The sequence below is a fragment of the Cyanobium sp. ULC082 genome, assembly GCF_977927535.1.
In genome coordinates this window covers 1,497,723-1,518,101 of the sequence record NZ_OZ376397.1, presented here as the reverse complement: position 1 = coordinate 1,518,101, position 20,379 = coordinate 1,497,723, and the positions used below count along the sequence as shown (strand labels likewise).

Annotated in this window: 22 protein-coding genes; 3 read left to right on the top strand and 19 right to left on the bottom strand. The window is 58.3% G+C overall.

The genetic code is table 11. The features are described 5' to 3' along the window. Positions 1-23: 23 nt before the first annotated feature. Complete coding sequence (locus ACXMDY_RS08015) at positions 24-1,376, bottom strand: glycosyltransferase (RefSeq protein WP_259700978.1); 1,353 nt, start codon at positions 1,374-1,376, stop codon at positions 24-26. A 122-nt stretch (positions 1,377-1,498) separates the two neighbouring features. On the opposite strand from ACXMDY_RS08015, the gene ACXMDY_RS08010 reads away from it, so the two are divergent. Beyond that, positions 1,499-1,672 (top strand): type II toxin-antitoxin system prevent-host-death family antitoxin, encoded by a 174-nt coding sequence (locus ACXMDY_RS08010; protein WP_259700977.1) that lies wholly within the window; start codon positions 1,499-1,501, stop codon positions 1,670-1,672. 282 nt (positions 1,673-1,954) lie between these two features. On the opposite strand, the gene ACXMDY_RS08005 is transcribed toward ACXMDY_RS08010, so the two are convergent. From ACXMDY_RS08005 to ACXMDY_RS07920, 18 genes are all read right to left on the bottom strand, one after another. Then, the gene (locus ACXMDY_RS08005) at positions 1,955-3,076 is read right to left on the bottom strand and encodes a glycosyltransferase family 4 protein (protein ID WP_259700976.1); all 1,122 of its coding nucleotides are present in this window, start codon (positions 3,074-3,076) and stop codon (positions 1,955-1,957) included. 1 nt (position 3,077) lies between these two features. Next, the gene (locus ACXMDY_RS08000) at positions 3,078-3,896 is read right to left on the bottom strand and encodes a glycosyltransferase (protein WP_259700975.1); all 819 of its coding nucleotides are present in this window, start codon (positions 3,894-3,896) and stop codon (positions 3,078-3,080) included. 325 nt (positions 3,897-4,221) lie between these two features. After that, entirely contained in the window at positions 4,222-4,983 is a 762-nt protein-coding gene (locus ACXMDY_RS07995) for a methyltransferase domain-containing protein (RefSeq protein WP_259700974.1), read from the bottom strand. Between the two features lie 112 nt (positions 4,984-5,095). Beyond that, positions 5,096-5,566 (bottom strand): FkbM family methyltransferase, encoded by a 471-nt coding sequence (locus ACXMDY_RS07990; RefSeq protein ID WP_259701112.1) that lies wholly within the window; start codon positions 5,564-5,566, stop codon positions 5,096-5,098. A gap of 25 nt (positions 5,567-5,591) precedes the next feature. Further along, positions 5,592-6,035, bottom strand: a complete 444-nt coding sequence (locus tag ACXMDY_RS07985; RefSeq protein WP_259700973.1) for a hypothetical protein — start codon at positions 6,033-6,035, stop codon at positions 5,592-5,594. Continuing rightward, positions 6,004-6,858, bottom strand: coding sequence for a class I SAM-dependent methyltransferase (locus ACXMDY_RS07980; protein ID WP_259700972.1), 855 nt, complete (start codon positions 6,856-6,858; stop codon positions 6,004-6,006). Before ACXMDY_RS07980 ends, ACXMDY_RS07985 begins: the two co-directional genes overlap by 32 nt. 69 nt (positions 6,859-6,927) lie before the next feature. Then, entirely contained in the window at positions 6,928-7,155 is a 228-nt protein-coding gene (locus ACXMDY_RS07975; RefSeq protein WP_259700971.1) for a HEPN domain-containing protein, read from the bottom strand. Beyond that, the gene (locus ACXMDY_RS07970; RefSeq protein ID WP_259700970.1) at positions 7,152-7,529 is read right to left on the bottom strand and encodes a nucleotidyltransferase domain-containing protein; all 378 of its coding nucleotides are present in this window, start codon (positions 7,527-7,529) and stop codon (positions 7,152-7,154) included. The genes ACXMDY_RS07975 and ACXMDY_RS07970 overlap by 4 nt, the downstream gene beginning before the upstream one ends. 4 nt (positions 7,530-7,533) lie before the next feature. Then, positions 7,534-8,643: a glycosyltransferase gene (locus ACXMDY_RS07965; protein ID WP_259700969.1), complete on the bottom strand. Its 1,110-nt coding sequence runs from the start codon at positions 8,641-8,643 to the stop codon at positions 7,534-7,536. Next, positions 8,640-9,458, bottom strand: coding sequence for an FkbM family methyltransferase (locus ACXMDY_RS07960; RefSeq protein WP_259700968.1), 819 nt, complete (start codon positions 9,456-9,458; stop codon positions 8,640-8,642). The genes ACXMDY_RS07965 and ACXMDY_RS07960 overlap by 4 nt, the downstream gene beginning before the upstream one ends. A 253-nt stretch (positions 9,459-9,711) precedes the next feature. Then, positions 9,712-10,743: a glycosyltransferase gene (locus ACXMDY_RS07955; RefSeq protein ID WP_259700967.1), complete on the bottom strand. Its 1,032-nt coding sequence runs from the start codon at positions 10,741-10,743 to the stop codon at positions 9,712-9,714. Between the two features lie 4 nt (positions 10,744-10,747). Then, complete coding sequence (locus ACXMDY_RS07950) at positions 10,748-12,064, bottom strand: glycosyltransferase (RefSeq protein WP_259700966.1); 1,317 nt, start codon at positions 12,062-12,064, stop codon at positions 10,748-10,750. After that, positions 12,061-12,699 (bottom strand): class I SAM-dependent methyltransferase, encoded by a 639-nt coding sequence (locus ACXMDY_RS07945; protein WP_259700965.1) that lies wholly within the window; start codon positions 12,697-12,699, stop codon positions 12,061-12,063. The genes ACXMDY_RS07950 and ACXMDY_RS07945 overlap by 4 nt, the downstream gene beginning before the upstream one ends. 3 nt (positions 12,700-12,702) lie before the next feature. Beyond that, positions 12,703-13,581, bottom strand: a complete 879-nt coding sequence (locus ACXMDY_RS07940; protein WP_457767549.1) for a DUF5672 family protein — start codon at positions 13,579-13,581, stop codon at positions 12,703-12,705. Then, positions 13,578-14,465, bottom strand: a complete 888-nt coding sequence (locus tag ACXMDY_RS07935) for a glycosyltransferase family 2 protein (protein WP_259700963.1) — start codon at positions 14,463-14,465, stop codon at positions 13,578-13,580. The genes ACXMDY_RS07940 and ACXMDY_RS07935 overlap by 4 nt, the downstream gene beginning before the upstream one ends. Before the next feature lie 96 nt (positions 14,466-14,561). Next, positions 14,562-15,704, bottom strand: a complete 1,143-nt coding sequence (locus tag ACXMDY_RS07930; protein WP_259700962.1) for a glycosyltransferase family 4 protein — start codon at positions 15,702-15,704, stop codon at positions 14,562-14,564. Beyond that, positions 15,701-16,927 carry a glycosyltransferase family 4 protein gene (locus tag ACXMDY_RS07925; RefSeq protein WP_259700961.1) on the bottom strand — a complete coding sequence of 409 codons (1,227 nt, stop codon included), beginning with the start codon at positions 16,925-16,927 and terminating at the stop codon, positions 15,701-15,703. The genes ACXMDY_RS07930 and ACXMDY_RS07925 overlap by 4 nt, the downstream gene beginning before the upstream one ends. A gap of 47 nt (positions 16,928-16,974) precedes the next feature. Then, the gene (locus ACXMDY_RS07920) at positions 16,975-17,934 is read right to left on the bottom strand and encodes a GDP-mannose 4,6-dehydratase (protein WP_259700960.1); all 960 of its coding nucleotides are present in this window, start codon (positions 17,932-17,934) and stop codon (positions 16,975-16,977) included. Positions 17,935-18,536: 602 nt separating this feature from the next. Here ACXMDY_RS07920 and ACXMDY_RS07915 point away from each other — a divergent pair. Beyond that, entirely contained in the window at positions 18,537-19,343 is an 807-nt protein-coding gene (locus ACXMDY_RS07915; protein WP_259700959.1) for a glycosyltransferase family 90 protein, read from the top strand. Positions 19,344-19,475: 132 nt separating this feature from the next. Continuing rightward, positions 19,476-20,288, top strand: a complete 813-nt coding sequence (locus tag ACXMDY_RS07910) for an FkbM family methyltransferase (RefSeq protein WP_259700958.1) — start codon at positions 19,476-19,478, stop codon at positions 20,286-20,288. The last annotated feature ends 91 nt before the right edge of the window (positions 20,289-20,379 follow it).

Here is a 20,379-nt window from a genome sequence, read left to right as displayed (position 1 = left end):
GCCAGGTCGGCGGTTGATGGCACTTAGCTAAGCAGCAGAATGTCGATCCTCCTGCGCTGCTGGCGGATGTAGGGGCGTTCCCGCCAGCTGCGAAACAGCCTGTAGAGCCAGGGCTGATGGAGCAGGCGGAAGAGGAGGCGGCCGGGCGGTGAGAGGTCGGCCAGGGCCTGGCGCCGCCATTGCTCGGGGTCGGAGCGCCGCCAGCAGGGATGGCTGGCCTGCTGGTTCTGGAGCAGGTGCGCCAGGGCAACGGGATCCCCGGTTTCGATCAGCAGATCGATCCATTGCTTCAGCAGGTGCTGGTTCGACTCGATTCCATAGGCCAGCCTGGCCTGGCTGGCGATGGCGTTTCGATCCTGCTCGAGGCTGCTAGAGCGGAGCTGATCGATGGCGTGCGCAGCGATCGCCTCAACGCTGGCGGCCGAGCGGCCTGCCGCCAGGATTCGCACCACTTCGCCCTGGCTGTTGTCCTTGAGCGGCGTGGATCCGGTCACGATCGGCAGGCCGGATTGGGCCGCTTCCACCAGCACCAGTCCGAACGATTCGCCGATCTGCGAAAGATGCAGGAACAGATCCATGGCCCAGTAGGCCGCCTGGAGGGTCCGGTCATCGGAGCTGGCGGGGAACACCTGGATCGCGGCGCGGAGCGGGGCCGGCAGGGTGTCGATCTCGGCAGAGATTCCCGGTGGGCATCCCACCAGCAACAGCTGGCAATCCGGCAGCCGTTGCTGAATCAGGCGGAAGACATCCAGAATCCGCCGATCCCATTTCGAATCAGAGGGCTGGCCGATGCGGCCGACCACCGGCGCTGTGGACGAAAGTTGGAAGTGCTCGCGGGCGGATTGACGCTCGCCGGCCTGCGGCGGGCGAAAGCGTTGCTCGGCCACCAGGTAGGGGAAGACTCCATGGGGCCGGCGGCGGGCGGCGGAGCGGACCCAGCGGCTCCATTTCCAGGCCCCCGACTGACTGATCAGCAGTTCGAAGTCGATCGGATCAGGCAAGGGCCCGTAATCCGCCCGCGCGAACACATTGGTCTGCACGACCCGGGTGGTGCCCCCTTTCAGCCTGCCGATCAACCAATCGGAGTAGGGATCGAACTGCCCACCGTTGTGGCTGTGGATCAGATCCCAGGGCTCCTGTTCGCTCTGAAGGCAGAGGGGGGCGATGGCGTCAGCGCCACTCCAGACCTGCACACCGCCGGCCTGGAGCGCCGCTTCGAGGATGCCACCGCCGTAGATGCCCAGGATCGCCGATTCAAAGCCCATCGCCGCGGTGGCGATCGCATAGGTGGCGGCCACCCGTTCGGTGCCGCCGGTGGAGAGGGCCTGAACAACCGTGAGGATGCGCCGTCTGCGGGGAGTTGGGGGGATGCCCATGCTAGCTAGCCTGATCATCTAGCTGGGACAAAGGCGAGACTGACCAAGTGTGGACCCTTCAGGACGCCAAGAACAGCTTCAGTGCCGTGGTGGAGGCCGCCATGGCCGGCTGACCCCAGCTCGTGACCAGGCGTGGCAAACCAGCCACGGTGATTCTTGGAATTGCCGATTACAAGCGTCTTCAGCAGCTTGAGCGCCTCCAACAGCCGAGCTTGGTGGAGCTGCTTCTGGCACAACCCCAGGACGATGGGAGCAGCCAACCCATCCAGCTGGAGCCACGGGCCTGGGAGGAGTGAGTGTTTCTTTTCGATACGGTGGTGATCTCGGAACTGCGCAGGCGTCAGCGGGATTGAGGTGTGGTGAGCTGGCTCAGGGAGCAGAGGTCGGATGATCACTTTCTCAGTGAGATCAGCCTTGGGGAGTTCGAGCGGGGCATCGCGATCAAGCAGAAAGGTGATGTCGCGTTCGCAAGGCTTCTGCGGAGCTGGTTGGAGGGACGGCGCTGGAGCACGGCCTGCAGGTGGTGACGCGGAATGTTCGCCATTTCATCCCCACAGGGGTGGAGGTGATCAATCCCTTCAGTTCAGAACCACCGCCAACTGCTCCACTGCCGCCGCCCAGGTGAATTCACGCCAGCGGGGCGCCAGGGCCGCTCGCCAGGCCAGATACCTCTGGTAGGGGGTCAGCCGGTCCACCAGCCAGTTGGCCACCTCGCTCGCTGATGGATGGGCCGGGAACAGCTGGCCGCAGCCGGCGTCGGGAAGGGTGGAGGGGATGCCTCCCACGGCGTGGGCGATCAGTGGCACGCCCAGCCGCAGGCACTCGAGATTGGATCGCGGGGCGGCCTCCGCGCTGGAGAAAAGGGCGCCGAAATGCCAGCTGCGCAGCTCGGCCACGAAGCGGGGGGTGTCGGTCTGCTTGTTGATGAAGCCCAGGGGCTCCAGCAGGGGGTGGTGCGGAAGCCTGGCTGGATCAACCCCGATGGCACGGACCCGGCTGGGAATCCCCTGCCGCTGCAGGGCCTCGGCCACCGTCAGCAGAAACGGTCCGCCCTTGCGCGGCCAGTCTTTGCCCAGGAAGCCCAGGCGCAGGGGCGCCTCCTCTGATGGGAGTGGGGGAGATGCCGGCTCAGCCAGTTCCGCCAGTCGGGCTTCATCGAGGTTGGCGCCACCCGGCACCACATGCACCTTGGCGGGATCGATGCCGTAGTCGTTGATCACCGAGTTGGCGGTCCACTGGGCCATGCAGATCACGCTTCCCGCCTGTTGATAGGCCAGCCGTTCCCGGGTCAACGCCTCGGCACGAAAGGAGGCACTGATCGGATCGCCCAGGCCGTAATCATCGAAGATCTGGCGGGTGGTGGCATCGATGTAGAAGTCGACCCGCTGGGAGCTTGGCCATGGCAGGGGGGGCAGGAAGGGGTAGTGACTGAGAAGGGAGCCTTTGAAGTTCTGGAGCCCCGCCTGCTGGAAGAGGGTCTGGGCGTAAAGGGGGCTGTACTGGAACCCACCGGCTTTGCCGGTGCGGATCAGCTGAGCCAGATTCCAGAGTCGTTTCCTTCCTTTGAGAGGCTCGGGATGAAGCGAGATGCCGCTCTGCAGCCATCCCGATGTGATGCCGGCCTGCAGCAGGAAGTAGGGAATGTTGCTCCAGGTGGCCGGATCGGTGGCATCTCCATTGCAGAGCAGCAGGCGGCTCATCTCATGCCTCAACCAGGCGCAGCCAGTGTTGCGCCGTTGTGCTCAGATCGAATTGGCTCGCGGCGGCGGAGGAACGCTTGGCCAGGGCGATCCGCAGCTGGGCATCCTCCATCAACGCCTCCAGATGGCTGACCCAGGCCTGGACATCTCCCGCTGGAACCAGACGCCCGGAGGCGCCCTGGTCGAGAACCTCCCGGCAGGCCGGCACGTCACTGGCCAGGATGGGCAGCCCGGCGGCCATCGCTTCCACCAGGGCAATGCCGAAACCCTCGGCCACGGTGGTGGAGAAGGCAAAGAGATCGGCCGCACCCAGAATCTCAGGGATGTCATGGCGGCGACCCAGAAAGATGTCCTGGGGATTCATGCCCAGTTCGGCACTCAGCTTGCGGAGTGATGCGTCGTTGTCCCCGTCCCCCACCAACCAGAGGCCCCAGGCTTCCGTTCGTTGTCTGCGGGCGATGGCAAAGGCCTTCAGCAAGGTGTTGTGGTCTTTGATGTGATCCAGCCTGGCCACCATCACCACATGTCTCCGTGCGCCATCGCGCTCCGTGGGGCCGGCCGTCCAATCCTGCTTCCGGGCCTTCAGGGCACGGCTCAGAATGGCTCGCGTGTCGCAGCCGTTCGGGATGATCGGGGCCTGGCGTCTGAGCAGGCAGTTCCGGTTCAGGGACGACTTCACATACTGGGAGCAGGGCACGAAGGTCACCCCCAGGGCGCTGAACAGGGCGCACAGCAGGTGGGTCTTTTGCTTGGCGGGGCTCGTGGTGGCGACCGGATTGCCGAGGTGAACCAGAATCCGGCGAACTCCAGCCAGTTTCAATCCGATCAATGCCGGCAGGAGAGAGGCATTGAAGGGATAAATGATCGCCGTTGTGAAATGATGCTTTTTAGCGGCTTGATAGGTTTTCAGGCAACGGTTCAAGCCTTTCCATGTTTTACCTGGAATCAGAGCGGAGTTGAGGCAGAGAGTTGAGTCTGAGAGGAAGGTGTTGAGTGCTGATTCCTGTGTTGATGAAAGGCTGAGAAGAAACGACCTGACATGGTGTCGGCGATTGAATTCGCGAATCAGTGAACAAGCAAGATTGTCGATTCCGCCCAGATTCAATCCATCCAGCACATGGACGACAATGGTTTCATTGCTCACGTCAAGGACTGGTTTTGCTGATTCGATTCCGAATCACCCGGGTTGTGATGCGTGGCAAGGATTGGATGATTTCGCTGACGCGCCGCCGCCCCATGTCAGCTTTGCGTTCGTATTCACGTGGATGGATACAATCTAGAATCGGATTCGTTGCAATTGTTTCGATGGTCAGCGGAAGAATGCGATTGTAGGGCTCGCCTTCCTTGGCATATAGAATTGCATTCTGTGCATAGTATTCGGCAACCTGGCCATTGCTCCAGACCTGCGGCCTGAGCAGATCAAGCGGTAAGTAGCCATGCTGCTTGAAAATCACGGCCCACCAACTCTGCCAGCGCTCATTGATGTGATGGGTACCTCCCTGCCAGGGAATGGCGGCTGAGAACAGGACAAGCTCGGCATGGCGCACCAGGCTTTCCACCAGCACAGGAGCGGATTCAGGTGGCAGATGTTCTCCTACCTCCATGCAAATGGCCAGATCAAAGACCTGGTCGGTGAGAAATGGCTTGGTCAGATCCCTGGCCAGGAAGTTGTTGAGCGGAACGGCGAGCCTGTTGGTAATCACGTGATCGCCATCGACTCCGAGATAGCTGATCCCCAGTTCAAGGCAACTTTGCCCCCAGGCACATTGACCTGCACCCAGATCCAGAATGGACCTTGTGCCAAGTTGTTGTTGGAGGAGGCTCAGAATGATTCTGGATGAACCAAGCGACTTTCCATGCATGTCCGCATAGAAGCCTTGGTCATAGGCAGGCTCAGACGGTGACATGATTCTGGCCCTCCAATCGGTTCAGCGATGCCGATTGTTGCTGGTCGTGGAAGGACATGGGCCTGGTCTGCATCGTTACGGAATCAGGATGATGAGTTGATGGTTTTGGATTTCATTCCTCTGATTGCCAGAGTTGATTGACAAAGAAGTGATTGTAGATGTTCCGTTCTGGTGATCGCTGGAATCCAGGATGATAGGGAGGTTCGATTGGCTGGAAGTTGCTGCCCAGTAAGGGGATGATTGCAGCCAGTTCGTTTGGCGCTGCTTCGATGCAGAGCGCCAGCGGCTGGTTGATCCGCAAGGTTTCACTGGCTCCACGCAACACTTCAAGCTCATGGTGTTCCACATCAATCTTGATCACCAGCTTGCCATGAAGGCCGCTCAGATCTGAGAGCTTCAGTTGATCAAGGCTGAGTTGAAAGGCCGACTGCGTTGGCCCCAGGGAATCGCTTGGCTCCCTGTGGATGTGGTTGATCCCACTCTCCGGAAGGGCTGTCATGGCGATCTGGGCCGAGTGGGCGCCAAGGGCAAGGTTCAGCGCACTGATGTTCAGTTGAGGGTTGGCTCGGCAGTTCTGAACCAGGGAGGCGAAGGTGGTTCGAATCGGCTCAAAAGCCAGGCAGGTGGACCCCCTTTTGGGCAGCGATCAGAAGTGAGAACAGGCCAACATTGGCTCCGATATCAAGAAACAGAGTATCCGGACAGCACAGGCTCAGTAATCGGCTCAAAACGGGTTCAATCTGCCTGTGTTTCAGCAGGTAACGCAGCTGGTAATGACTTTTCATCACCCGGAAGTTGACAGCAGCAAATCTGATCGATGGGGCCTTCTGGAAGCCCATTTGAGCAAGCAGCCACAGATAGTTGAGGCTGGGTGCACGGCCGTTTCTGATCCCGTGATCAGATTTTGTGCTGGCATTGATCAGCCGGTTTTGATTATAGCTCACAAGGCGAACAGCTCTATCGGAAATACTCTGATCGGCTGTTTCATTCCGTTTTGAAGGCGAGAAGCGATGCTCAGATTCATAGCTTGATGTAGGCCCCACCGAAGACATGGAAATTGGGGATTTCCGGCTCACCTTCCAGTAACCGGCGAACCTGGCCTGCGGCTGCTCGCAGTCCGGAGGACGTGCGGCAATCCTGCTGCCAGCTCAGGGCGTCTTGCGGCATCACGAAGCAGGGCGGGCTGAAGAATTCAGTTCTGGCAGCCAGCAGCGCCTGGAACTCCGCAAAGTTGGAGCGATTCACCTGGCTTTCGCCTGCCACGGCCCCTTGGTAGGGGGCCACATCCATCGTGAAGGTGATCAGCCCACCTGGCCTGGTCACCCGGATCATTTCCCGAACGGCCTGGACCGGATCAGGCATGTGCTCAAGGGATGAAATCGAATAGGACGCATCGAAATGGTGATCGGGAAAGGGAAGGTTCAGGGAATCGGCCGGCTGGAAGTGAAGGCTCCCAGCCACAGCGTCAAGGTCGGGGTGGCTCCAGGCGTCGGAGGGAAGATCGCCTTCCGCAGAAGCCTGCTCGCCCAGATCCGTGCCGATCAGCTGATGCCCGGCTGTGGCCAGCAGGTAAGCGGTGGCATTCACACCGCAGGCGTTATCAAACAGGGAGCAGGGAGCGGCTGGATCCGGCTGGCTGCTGATCCAGCGGGCCACCTGGCTGAGCACATAGGGATACTCCCAGCGCCTTGACCAGTGCTGAAGCCCACCCTTCAGATAATGGAGAAAGTACAGGCTTTCGCACTGGCCAAGCAGCCAGGTGCGGAGATCTTCAAGGGCCTCGGCATCGGCCTGTTGCCTGGAAACGAAGCCAGTCAGCGCCAGCCCCGCCGCTTCCGAGCGGGCGGCCAGTTCGTTGAGATTGAGTGGGGCCATGGAGTGAGAAGCAATCAAGGAGAAAAAGGGATCACGTTGGCGCCTGATCCGTGGCGGCGAGCGCCTCGATCACCGCTGCTGCCGTTCCGATCGCCTGTTCAGCATCGGCGGGGTCGAACAGCTCGGCTGGTGGGGTGGTTCCACTCCAAGCTCCAGGATCATGCTCTTGAAAGCTTTTTGTGCAGCCTGCGAAGCGAAATAGCAGGCCTGGGCGAGGAAACCGTTGCGGCTGGCGAGTTCGGCCAGTTCCAGGTCGTTGCGGGCCTGGGCCAGCCAGGCTTTCGGGCGTGCGTTCACGGGGGCCAGGGCAGCAGGGGAATGGCCTGGGAGCGCACCGCTCGCCAATGGGGAGAGGGAGAAGCAAGCCAGGCTTGCCAGCAGCCTCGGCTGACCGGCAGCACATCCGAGCCAGCACCGGCCTCCAGCAGGCGATCGGCCCAGAGATCGGCCGCCCCCTGCTCATCCGCGATCACGAGCAGGTCGATATCGGAGTAGCCATCCCAGTCGCCCCGGGCTCTGGAGCCGAACAAGAAAACCTCGAACGGTTCACCACCCGGCTGAGCATGGGCGCTGAACACCTCGATCAGGCTGCTGGTGAAGGCGGCCAGCCAGCGGGCATGGCGTTGCTGGCGCAGGGCCTCCAGGGGAGAAAGGGTGGGGGAAGCGGCCATGGCTTCAGGCTACCGAGAGCCCCAGTTCCCGCCCGTAGGCCTGGGCCATGGCCTGCACTGAAAAATCCCGGAGCGCCCGCTTACGGGCCCGCTCGGCGCGCCTGCGGGCGGCGAGGGGATCGGCCAGCACCTCCCTGATCCCGGCCGCCAGCGCCCCCGGATCACCAGGAGCCACCAGCCGCCCGAGCTGTCCATTCTCCAGGACCTCCCGGCAGGCGCCGACATCGGTGGCCACAATCGGCACACCGGCGGCCATCGCTTCGGCCAGGGCGATTCCGAACCCCTCGTCGGGCTTGGCGGCAAACACGAACAGATCGAGCTGGGCCAGCAGTTCGGGGATGTCGCGGCGCATGCCGAGCAGCTTCACCCGATCACCCAGATCCAGCTCAGCGATCAGGGCTTCAAGCTGGGGGCGATGGCTTCCCTCGCCCACCAGCCAGATCTCGCAGGCCATCCCCTGATCCCGCAGCAACGCAGCGGCACGCAGCAGGGTGGGTTGATCCTTGTGGATCTCCAGCCGCGCCACCATGCCGATGCGAGGAGTGCCCGAATGGGAGGCAGTTCGTGGCTGGGCTGCGAAGCGATCGAGGTCGCAGGCGTTGTAGATGGTGGTGGTTTCGATGGCGGCCACACAGAAATCGCGGATGGTGGCGGCGCGGATGTAATCGGAGCAGCAGAGCAGGCGGCTGGTGACGGGCCGCCCCAGCTGCACCAGCCAACGGAACTTCCGGAAGGCGCCCCCGGTCCACACCGGTGGCAGGTTGCCCACATGGGCGCAGACCCGCTTCGCGCCAGCCAGCCTGGCGCCCCAGGCGATGCAGGCATGCCAGCCGAGCGGGAAGCTGAGCACGGCGGTGGGTTTCGTTTTTCTGCAGATCCAGAAGCTCTGAACCAGCAACTGAAGATAACGGCCAAGACCCTGGCCAAGGCGATAAACTTGTGGGCTCAGCCCGAGTGCCGCATACTCCGGAAGCAGATCATTCGGTTCGGGAAACAGGCATACCACCGAAATCTCAATCTCCTGGGCCAGCCACTGCTGGGAGAGCTGGAGAGCAAGGATTTGAGTGCCCTCGGCGCAAAGCGAATCGAGAACGATGATGATGTGCTCGCTCACACGGTTTGCTTCGAGGCCACGTAAACGGGTTCGCGACCTTCTCCGTGTTTTTCAAGCACGAAACCATAGGGACGAAGATATCCAGCAATCCGCTCTGGTGTTGTATTGGGATGAATCTCCATCACAATTGCGCCTACTTTCTCAAGCCAATGGGGGGACTCACACAGCAGTTCTTCTTCGGCACCTTCAATGTCAATCTTCAGCAGATCAATTCTGCTCCAGCCACAGACTTCAAGCAGTTGATCCATTGAAACCACGGGTACTTTGACCTCAGCATTCATGCCTGGATGAATGACAGAGGCATCGACAAGTGTGCTACATGTGCTGTCCTGACCGATCCGAAGTGATAGCAATCCCTGCTCAGGACCAATCGCTGCTGCCACCACATGAGCCGGGATCCCATTGTCTTTCAGGTTGCGCAGCAGCAGCTGAACATTTCGTGGATCGGCCTCTACGCATAAGATTTCAGCCTCGGGCGACTGTCCATGAAAGACCACTGCGCCCAATCCAATATTCGCACCCAGATCCATGATGGTCTTGGGGGAAGCCTTGAGGGGTAGATTGTCGTATTCGCAGTCTTGAAGGATTCCTTTGGCCATGCCGAAGTGCTCAGGCTGTAGGCTGATAGTGATTGTCTTTTGGCGTTTGAATTGGAAGGCAAGGCTCGATGAATAGGTGCCAGTTCGGCGCGCCATGGCACTGGCCAGATAACTCCAGACATAACGTGGAAACTGCCGTTTTCGAGGAGAGAATGGCATGTCTGCATAGTCGCTCAGGAAGCTCAGAAATGCCTTGATGGATGCTTTTGCTGTCATATCTTGTTCATGAGTGAAATTTTGTTAGCTGGTCATTGAGACTGGTCTCAATGCTGATGGATGCTGACTCTTGAGACGGTTGTTAATTCCTAATTGGGCCGTCTTTGCTTGGGTACCCCTTCAGGAGTGGTAGGCTTTGGCCTTTCGGCTGCGCTATTCATGTGGATTCTGATGTCAAGAAATTATCGCTAAAAAGATAGATGAATGCTATGTAGCGTTTCGTGCTTAAATGGTTCTGACGCGATAAGATGGCTTATAGAATCCGCGCAGGGAGTGAATTAATGAGCTGGCGGGTTGCTGATCGTACGTCAAATCTAGTTTCAGCGGCTTTGCGGCAATCCATTCGAGAAATCTGATTGATTCTCCCAACTGCCTCTGCCATTTGAGTGGCGTCACCAACCGTTGGGCATAAAATGCCTGTTACTCTGTTATCAATAAGCTCACCATTAGATGCAACATCAAAGGCCAGAACTGGAGTGCCGCAGGCAAGGCTTTCGGATATCACGATCGCACAGGGCTCTCTCCATTGAGTAGGGAAAAGCAATGCATCAGCTCCGCAAAGTAAGGCTTGCTTTTGGGTATCGTCAACTGGTCCAACATACTGAATTAGGTCCCCATCGATCTCGGGTTTGACGCGTTGATAAAAGTACTCCTCGCCTCCTTCTTCTGTTGAGATTGTTCCGGCGATCCGAAGCTGACGGTTGGTCAGCTTGGCGACTTCAATTGCGGTGTGAACTCCCTTGTTATCAGTGAGACGTCCAAGGAACGCAAGGTAGCCATCACCTTTGTTGCTGAAACGAAAATGTCTAGTATCGACAAAGTTGTGAATTGTTTTGGTGGGCAACGAGGTTGGCGCATCTTTAAGCTGATCATTGCTGACGACACATAGTAGAAAGTTCGACCGCACTCGACGTTCCATAAATTTGATCTGATCACCGTCAAGTGGGTTTTGGGCGATATGCACAATTGGGATACCGGTTCTCAGCAGGGTCTCTAAATAATCAAATCGACCATGATTGAAAATCCAATCCACATTCCTTGCGGCCCACAGGCTTTGGATTTGAAACTGAAGTTTTCGTCTGGCTCGGCTGTGGTATGCCATTGTTGGAGCGCGGTGCACATGCAACCCTCCCCCATAGTCGCGAGAACCAATTCCGGCCATGAGGCTGATCCGGTGCCCTAGGCGGTTAAGTTCCCGTGCATAAAGATCTGCAATTCGTTCAGTTCCTCCGTACTGCGTCGGTGGAACTGGAATGTGGGGGTCGGCGATCAGAAGAATATTCATCTCATTACAAGGTTGTATTTGACAAGGCTAAATAGAGCTTCATTGTTCTGCCAGCAAGATAGTGGAATGAATCAAAAACTGGCAATGAGAACCTCATAATGCCCGGATCTGATATCAAGGTTTTTAGTAACGATGTCCAAGCTTGTGGATTTAATGGCACACGCAGGTAAGTGGGGGCGCCACATAGCAACTCCCGGATCCCCCCCAGATCACTGCCGGCCACGGGGAGCCCGGCGGCGAAGGCTTCCAGCACCGTGAGCGGGCCGGTTTCCAGCCAGGTGGAGGGCACCACCGCCAGGTCGTAGTGCTGCAGGCGCGGCAGCAGCTCTGCCTTGGCAATGTTCCCCCGCAGGCGGAAGCGGCGATCGCCGGCGATGCGCCGCTGCAGGTTGCGGCCGTAGCTGCTGTCCCAGTAGGGGCCAAAGAAATCGAGCTGGATCGGGGCGGTCTGCGGCAGGGCCAGGATCGCCTCGATCACCAGGTGAAGCCCCTTCACCGGATGACAGCGGCCCCAGTACACCAGGCGCAGCAGGCCATCCTCCATCGGCTGGCGCTGTTTCGGCGGCAATGGCGGTGGGCCGGCGGTGCGGATCAGCTGCAGCTTGTGCTCTGGCACGCCGTTGCGCAGCAGCACCTGGCGGCTCCATTCGGCGAGCACGTGGATGGCATCGGCGAGGCCCGCCAGCTCTCGCCAGGCCGCCTGGAAAGCGGCGGTGAGCTGGCGTGCACTGAGCACATGGGCGAGGGTGCCTGGCGTTTCCGGACCCAGGGGCCAGCCCTGCTGGAGTGCCACCACAGCGGCGAGCGGCAGGGGCAGGCCGCCGTTCTGCAACCGGCAGCGGCTGCAGCGCCGCTCGCGCATCACCCCATCACAGATCGCCCCGCGCCCATCGATCAGGTTGCCCTTGATGCAGGTGAAACCGGGGGCATGCACCGTGACCACCAGGCGGGCACCGAAGGCCTTGGCAGCGCGGGCATGGCTGAGCCCGCAGCGCTCGCTGAAGGAATGCAGATGCACCACATCGGGGCGGAACTCCTGCAGCAGCTCAGCGAAGCCGGGGATGGCGGCGGCGGTGGCGGCCACCTGCTGCCGGCGGGACCCGCTCTGGATCGGCGGCAGCAGGCGCTGCTGCCGGCTCAGGGGCGTCGCCGGAGCATGGTCGGGATCCAGCAGGGGTGCCCGGTGGCAGGCCCAGAGGATCTCAGCGGCACCGGCCAAGCCAAGCTGCGCCTCGATCAGCTGGCTCACGAAGATCTCCGTGCCGCCGGTGACGCGGGGATAGTGATCGTTGGTGAGGTGAAGCAGGCGCAAGGCACTCAAGCGGATCGCAGCGCCACGGCGATTGCTTCCTGCGCAACAGGCAGGGTGTAGATCGGGCGTCCATCGGTGCGGAGGAGGCGATGCACACTGCGGGACCAGAGCCTCTGAACAGCGGATCCAGCTTGAATGCGGGGCAAGGCCTCGTTTGAGGGGGCTTCAGGTGGAATGGCGGCACCTGAGGACACATAGACGAAGGATCTATCCACGATCTTCATGCCACGCCGACGCGCATATTCGCGATAAAAATCCGGCAGGAGACGGTGGCAATCAACGGGGTAGTGATGAATCGGCCAGCACACGGGGCTCAACAACACGACCACACCCTGTGGAGCCAGAAGAGAAACCGCTCGATCCAGCAAGGTTACCGGATCAAACACATGCTCCAAGACATTGAGGATCAACAGGGTGTTGAATTGTTCAGCCACAGCCAATGGGGCAGAAGCGAGAAAGTCGATCTCTAAATCCACCTTGTAGGGGCAACCAGGCAGATCAGTGGAAGCATAGTCGAGCCCGGCTTCTTTGATCAGCTCAGCGCAGATCTGGCCGCCATAGCCACCGCCAAGCTCCAGTACCTTGCCTGTGATAACGCGATCACGCAGCAACCGCTGGACATAGGAAAGATCGACATCCATCATGGTTCAGATCGCCTCGCTGGTTTGCAGTTCAGTGATGAATGGACGCCAGGCGGCCAGGTTTTCGGGGCAGGTCCACCAGGCATGGGCAGCGAATGGAATGGCTCCGCCCAGGGCAGCCAGCTCCAGTTCCACATGCTTGTCGATGCAGAATTCCAAGGCTGCACTCGCATCCGGAAGGCGAAAACTGCTGTGATAACGAGGAAGATACTTGGCGAACACAGCATCTTCGTTCACCCCTACCCAGCGGCTTAACTGGTTGCCAGGTGCCGCCAGCCGGCAGCCATTGATCAATCGACAGAAAAGATAGCGGATCAGATACAAGGCACGGGCTTTGTTGTTGAAGGGTTGGAGGATCTCGCGAAGTTCTCGGCTTCGAAAAACGATCGGGTTGGCTTGAAGCAAGGCAAGAATCGGCTGAATCCGGCGCAGGGAGAACCCCCCCACCCCAACGCAGAACAAGCCTGCGGGTCCATGGGTTGCGTTGGGAAGATAAAGGGGGGCGCCGATGTAATCGAAGGGCTGGTGGCACCAGTGCAGGAGCTGATCCTCGAACACATAGGCATCCAGCTGGCAGATCAGCAGGTGGCTGTGGGATGCGTAGTGGCGATAGAACGCTGGCTCCAACATCATTTGATTGTAGGAGCGGTGTGAGTCCAGGCAGTGGTCGTCCACGACCTGCCATCCACAGTTGGCCTCCAAAGGGAGCAGCTTCTGGAGCATCAGCCGGATGGCGTTCTGCCTGGAGCGGGGCACAAGCAGGCAGATGGGATGGTCCGCCAGGATGGCAAAGGCGCGCCGCAGACTGATCTGCTCGTAGGCATTGAGATTCGCCTGGTAAACAGGAATCACCACAACTGGGTTGATGGCTGCAGCTCCAGTCATTGGTGGATGCAATCCCTGATCCGGCACAGCTGGAAGGATCGCGTCCAGGCGTTGTACTGCTCCACGGTCCAGTTCAGCCGCGATGGCCAGAGGTTCAAGTTGGCCAGGCTGATCAGCAGTGGCCGGGCCAGCCAGGCGAGCCGCGATGCGCAGAGCCTCTGCGTCCAGGTGATCCGGTGATGGTGGGGCAGCCGCCTAGATGCCGCCCGGATCGCTTCGCTCTCCAGCGCCCGCTGGGTGGTGTTGGCGGTTTTCTGATCGGGATGCCAGCGCATGCCAGAAAACACGGAGGAAACGAGCAGCGGCTCGGCATGGGCAAGCAACTGGAGATAGAGAACGGTGTCGTAGACGTTGCAAAGTGCGACATCCAGCTCGATTCCCTTGGCACGCAGAAAGCCGGTGCGAAGGAAGGTGGCATCCTGGGGAAACAGAGCCGCTTCAAACAACCAGAAGGCCAGGTTCTCACGCCAGGGGGCCTGGCTCGACACATAGCTGCCGGCTGCATCAAGGTTCACTTTGCAGCCGCTGATCCATTGCCGATCTGGGTGCCGCTGCGCATGACAGGCCAACTGATTCAGGGCACCTGGCATGAGCACATCATCTGAATTCAGCCAGTTGAACCATTCGCCTGTGGCCAGCCGCAATCCCTTGTTGATTGCATCGGCACTGCCCTGATCTGGTTCGATCAGGAGCAGGCTGAGGTGACGCTCATAGCGGCGAAGGATCTCCACCGTTCCATCGGTGCTGCCGCCATCGATCACAATGTATTGAAGATCTGGATAGTTCTGCGAGAGAACGGAATCCAGGGTGGCCTCGATGAATTCGCCCTGATTGAACGATGGGGTGACCAGGGTGATCTGGGGACAACCTGGGCTGCTCGGCATGTTGTTTATCAGCAAAGTGTGATGGTAAGTTGATCGGTTAGAATCGCTTTGATTGCTGACTCATGGAGCCGGCTGCCGAGACAAAGACCCGGATGCTCAAAGCAACGATCGGTAATGCTCCATCGTCTGGGCGGCCGTTCGGCTCCAGCTGAATTGTTTCACCCGTTGATGGCCTTTGCTGATCAGTTGCTCCCTGAGGGAAGCGGAATCGAGCAAGGTTCGCATCGATTCGACCAGATCCTCCAGGCTGGTGGGATCAAACAAGCTGGCCGCGTCCCCCACCACCTCGGGGATGCTGGAGCTATGGCTGGCCACAACGGCCGTTCCACATTGCATCGCCTCCAGGGGGGGGATACCGAAACCTTCGTACAGAGAGGGGTAGACAAACAGCAGGGCGCATGCGTAGAGCGATTTCAGCAGATCATCGGCTGGGCTTTCCACCTGCACGAGCCGTTGGCCCAGGCCAAGCTCAGCCACCTGCCGCCACTCTGCTCCGTTCAGGCGCTGGCCGGCGATACAGAGGTGGAGATCGCTGTGGCTGGGCTGGAGCGCTGCGACAGCCTTCAGCAGAAGGGGAAAGTTTTTGTAGGTGTTGCGGTTGCCTACATAAAGCACATAGGGAATGGTGGCGAGAGCGTTGGGTAGGGTTGGATTCGGATGCTCAGATCCACAATCATTGCCAGCACAATCAAGCGAGCTTGCCAGGGGAACCACACAGCTGCGTGATTCCAGCTGGGGATAAAAACGCAGAAGGTCTTGCCGTGTTGAATCGCTGATGCATAATAGAAGGTCTGCTTGTTCAAGGCAGGCTTTTTTCTCGCCGGCTGCTTCACCCTGAGGATCCTCCTGCTCGCTGAAGATCTCGTGAATCATGTCATAAATTGTGTAAACCAACGGACGGCTCCGGCGTTGGTTTTGGAAGATCCTGGGGGGAATGTAATAGGTGGGATGGTTGAGATCTGGCTCAAACAAGGTTGCGGCCAGGGTGTATTTGAAATGCTCCAGTTTGCGTGAAAGCCGTACAGGCCATCGTCTTGGGTTGGCGTGCACGATCTGCAGGCCTGGGTGATGGGGATGGGGAAGCTGGGGTGGCCGCGAGCTTGTCAGCAGGATCTGGAGATCGGTGGGCAGGTGGCTGATCAGGGAATCGAAGTAGCGGGTGATGCCACCGGTGCCCCGGTCGTAACAGCCGTAGATGTAGCCGTCGTAGTAAAGCCGCAGGGGCCGCTTTGCGCTCATCGGCTGTTGTGCCGCTCCCGGTAAAGCTGGGCGATCCGGCCGGCGGTGGTGCTCCAGGAAAACAGGCTGGCCCGCTCCAGTGCGTCGGCCCCGAGCCGCTGCCTCAGCTCCGTGGAGCTCAGCACCGCCTCCAGGGCTGTGGCCAGGGCATCGATATCGGTGGGATCGATCAGTAATCCGGCCTCTCCCACCACCTCCGGCAGGCTGGAGCGGTTGGAGCTGATCACCGGTGTGCCGCATTGCATGGCCTCCAGCACCGGCAAGCCGAAGCCCTCGTAGAGGGATGGGTACAGAAAGGCGAGCGCTCCTGAGTAGAGAGCGGGAAGCTCGGCATCCGGCAGGTAGCCGGTGATCAGCAGGCGGTCGAACACTCCAAGATCCCTGGCCATGGCGGCAAGCTCGGCCTGATCACCCCAGCCGGAGGTGCCCACCAGCACAAGCCTGAGCTGGGCGTGCTCGGCCTGGAGCCCGGGTAACCGGGCGAAGGCCTGCACCACCGCTGCCAGGTTCTTGCGGGGTTCGAGGGTGCAGAGTGAGAGAACATAGGGCTGATCAGCGGCGAGGCCAAGCCGGTTTTTGATGGCGGCGATGGCGACCTGATCGTGCTCGGGGCGGAACTGTTCCGAGGCCGCCAGGGGGATGGCCAGGCAGCGATCTGGATTCAGCTGGGTGTAACAGCGCAGCAGATCAAGGCGGGTGGCCTCGGAGATGCAGATCACCGTGTCGTTGGCTGTGAGGGAGGCGTAGAAGGCATCGAACGGTTCGAAGAAACCGGCTTGAATCTGAAGCGGAAAGAGGATCGGGATCAGGTCGTAGACAATCGCCAGATGGTGACAGGGGGGGAAGGCCTTGCGGAGCGGAGTGCCCTGAAAGCAGTCTTGAAGCAGGGGTGGATCCGAAGTGCTGCGCAGCGCCCGGACCAGAGCGGATTCATAGGCACGCTCCCTGACGGTGTAGGCCAGCTCACGCAGCTTTCCCGGCAGGGGTGAGGCCGGCAGCACGGTGCGCACCAGCCGGTCCAGCCTGGCCTGCCGCGGCGCCAGGCCAGGCGGAAGACCTTCCTGCTGGAGCACGACTCTGAGATCGGCGGCAGCGTTGCCGGTGCGGCTGAAAGGAACCAGCTGGAGGTCGGCATGGTCGCGATGCAAGGCGCGCAGCAGCTCAAGAATGCAGCGGTGAATGCCGGTGCGCATTCCTTCGCACTGACGGGCCTGCCCGAGCACCGTGGCTTCAAAGAAAACCGTGGGCCCGGGCAGCTGAGAACGGCTGTTCAGAACAACTCCTCGTGATAGAGGCGCTCCACCATCGTTTCAAATGGCAGGGTGCTGCTCCAGCCCAGCTGCTGCCGAATCTTGCTGGGATCGAGCTCGATGGTGTTCAGCTCCGATGGGCGGTAGAGGCCCGGGTCGCTGGAGATGATCTGGTCTTCGTCGAGGCCGGCCAGGCGGCAGGCGATGCTGAGAAACTCGCGCAGGCTGTGGGTGTGGCCGCTGGCGATCAGGTAATCGTCGGCATTATCGGCACTCATGATCAGATCGATCGCCTCCACGTAGTCCGGAGCCCAGCCCCAGTCACGCCAGATGTCCAGGTTGCCGAGGGTGAGTTTGTCGGCGTCGCCAGCCTGGATGCTCCGCAGCGACGAGATGATCTTGCGGGTCACGAAGCGATCCGGGCGCAACGGTGATTCGTGGTTGGAGAGAATACCGGTGCAGGCAAACAGCCCATAGGCTTGCCGATAATTCACGGTGGACCAGAAGGCGGCGCATTTAGCCACTGCGTAGGGGCTCACCGGCCGCATCGGCGATTCTTCGGTGAGTGGAAACACCAGGGAGTTACCGAAGCATTCGCTGCTGCCGGCACTGAAGAAGCGGATGTCTTCCCCCAGCAGGCGGATCGCTTCGAGCAGATTGAGGGTGCCAACAGCGATGGATTCGATCGATTCGAAGGGCTGCTCGAACGACAGACCAACGCTGGTTTGCCCGGCCAGGTAGTAGATCTGATCAGGCCGCACCTTGCGCACACACTGGATCACGCTGCGGAAATCAGCTGGCGCCAGTGAGAGCAACTCCAGATCGCCATCCACGCCAAGCCGCTTCAGCCGGCTGCGGTCGGAGGAGCTGGCATCACGGGTGCCGCCAACCACCTTGTGGCCTTTTTGCAGCAGCCGGTGGGCCAGGTATGCCCCCGTCTGGCCGGTGATGCCGCTGATCAGAGCAACAGGTGGACTCATGGTTGGGCGGAGATCTCAAGGTTAAAGAGTAATCGCAAGGACCAGGCAATTCGACTGAGCCAAGACTTGAGGTATGTTTTTGAGACTTTTCCATGATATGCAGCTAGCATATTAGGCTGAGCAAGGATGTTCATGGTATTCATACAAGGGGATTCATGGCCCTGATGTAGGTTGGTGTTATAGTTGTAAAACAAGTGAATAAATCCTGACGGAATTCTGCTGGTGATCAATTGATTAAAACTTAGGATAGCTCGGATTTTGTAAACCCAATGAGACCTATGCGCTCACTCTTCCTCAAAGTGCCATCCGCATTGAGAAAAGGTATCCAGCTTATGATGCCAAGTACGGCTATTGCTAGCGGTCAACCTTGGGAATCTGAGTTGGTTCATGAGGCGCAGTTACGCCAAAGGGATGATGTTCCATCAATTTGTATTACGGACGATTTGGAGGGGTTCCAAGTCATCGTGCACTATCAGCCTAGGAGAAAAAACCGATCGCGTTCGAGCCCTCTAGCGGTAGTTAGTGTCCCATCCTGGTTTGCCGCCTCATCGCCACCCGTTGAGCTGGGACGACGAAGGATTTGGCAGGTACTCGGCCATTGGTTGCCGCTGCTCAAGAGTCTTTCTTCCAGCATTGATAACGAATTCAGCATCAGGCTGGATGCCGGTGACTTGGGTGTCAGTAGCGGAGATTGCCTCTGCATGGATAGCTCGGATCTTGCCAATGTGGTTCCAGATCTCTACGCCATGATCACGTATCGAAGTAAGCCAAAGGCTTTGCCACAGCTCTTGGATGCGCATTCTTTTTTTCGTTCGTTCGATGCAAAGCTTCCTTCCATGCTGTGGAGAGGCTCTACGACAGGTGGGGTTATTGGCCAGGCAGGCCTTCATATCGGGTCGTTGAATGACCTTTGGAACAATCCAAGATTTCAAATCTGCAAGAAACTACGTGGGAGCCACTCGGCTATTGACCTTGCCCTTTCTCGATTAGTTCAGATTGATGAAGGCCTTAGGGAGGCAGCCAAGACTGAACTTGTCAACGAATCTATTTTTTCTTCCGAGATATCGGAGTCTGAGATCATGGCACATCGCTTTTACCCAGACATCCCTGGGAATGCAAGAGCCTGGGGGAGCCTGTCCAAGTATTTGGCAGGTTGTCTGGTCTTTAAGCCCCCATCTAAACGCTACCTAGCTTATGATCCGCTGTTACAACCCTGGAGGCATTTTATTCCAACTGCTAAGGATTTTAGTGATCTTCCAGAACAGGTGAATTGGGCTTTGAAGAACCATGAGGAGGCGTGCTGGATTGCCTATCGAGGATTCATTGCGATGCACGCTTATGTTCATCTGATTCCAGATCTAATGAAAGCTAAGGCGTTGGCTTATGCTAATTTCAGTGGGTACGATTGAGTGAGTTACCATGGTTTATATTATCCGGCAACCTGCTCAGACATGATGCATAAATTGCAGGAGGCTTTCTGGAATTGGTGAGCTGCTGGGTGCCGTTCCCTAGTTTGATGTTAAGATAGAAAAAACATCAACATGACTGTCGACAGCTTCTTTTCTCAGAATTTTGAAGACGTCCTTTTGGAACGTTGCTTTAAGGATGTGAATGATGGTTTTTACATTGATGTTGGCGGCCAAGATGAAGAAGAAGACTCGGTAACCAAGTTCTTTTATCTCAAGGGATGGTCTGGAATTACCATTGAACCCATTCCAGAATGTGCAACCACTTTTTATCCACGAACAAGGGACAAGGTTGTTTGCTGTGCTGCGGGAGCATCGAATGGGAAGGCAAAGTTGACTGCACTGAAGGGATCTGGTTTAAGTAGTTTGGTAAAGGAAAACATAATAAATGCAAGTCACCTTGGCTTTGAGGAAAGAGAGATTGAGGTTGATGTTAGACCTCTGAATGAAATTTTGGAAGATTTGGGGTATCCTGACAAGCAGTTTGAATTTTTAAAGGTTGATGTCGAAGGCTTTGAGCTAGAGGTCTTTTTGGGAATTGACTTGTTTCGATATCGACCAAAAATTATCTTGTACGAAGCAACTACACCTTGCTCAACAGAAAAGGCACCAAATACGAATGAAATAAACTTGCTTCTGCGCAATTACTCCTACGAATTCCTTTACTTTGATGGTCTGAATGAATGGTGGGGTGCATCTGAAATTCTGACGGAATTGAAGTCCTTTTTCTCGTTTCCAATTGGAATTTGGGATGGCTACTCTCCCAAGTTACTTCGAGAAACAAGTCAAGAGCTGATTCGAACTAAGCATGCTCTTGAATTGTTGACCAATAATTGGCGATCGAGGAAAGCGTTGCTCCTTCAGCTTTATCGTAGAATGTTGAATTGAACTCCCTGTTTCATCAAAAGATACATGCAGACATCCTTAAGTTTCAGAACTATGCCCACTTTGGACTATCTAAGATCTTGCATTTTAACAA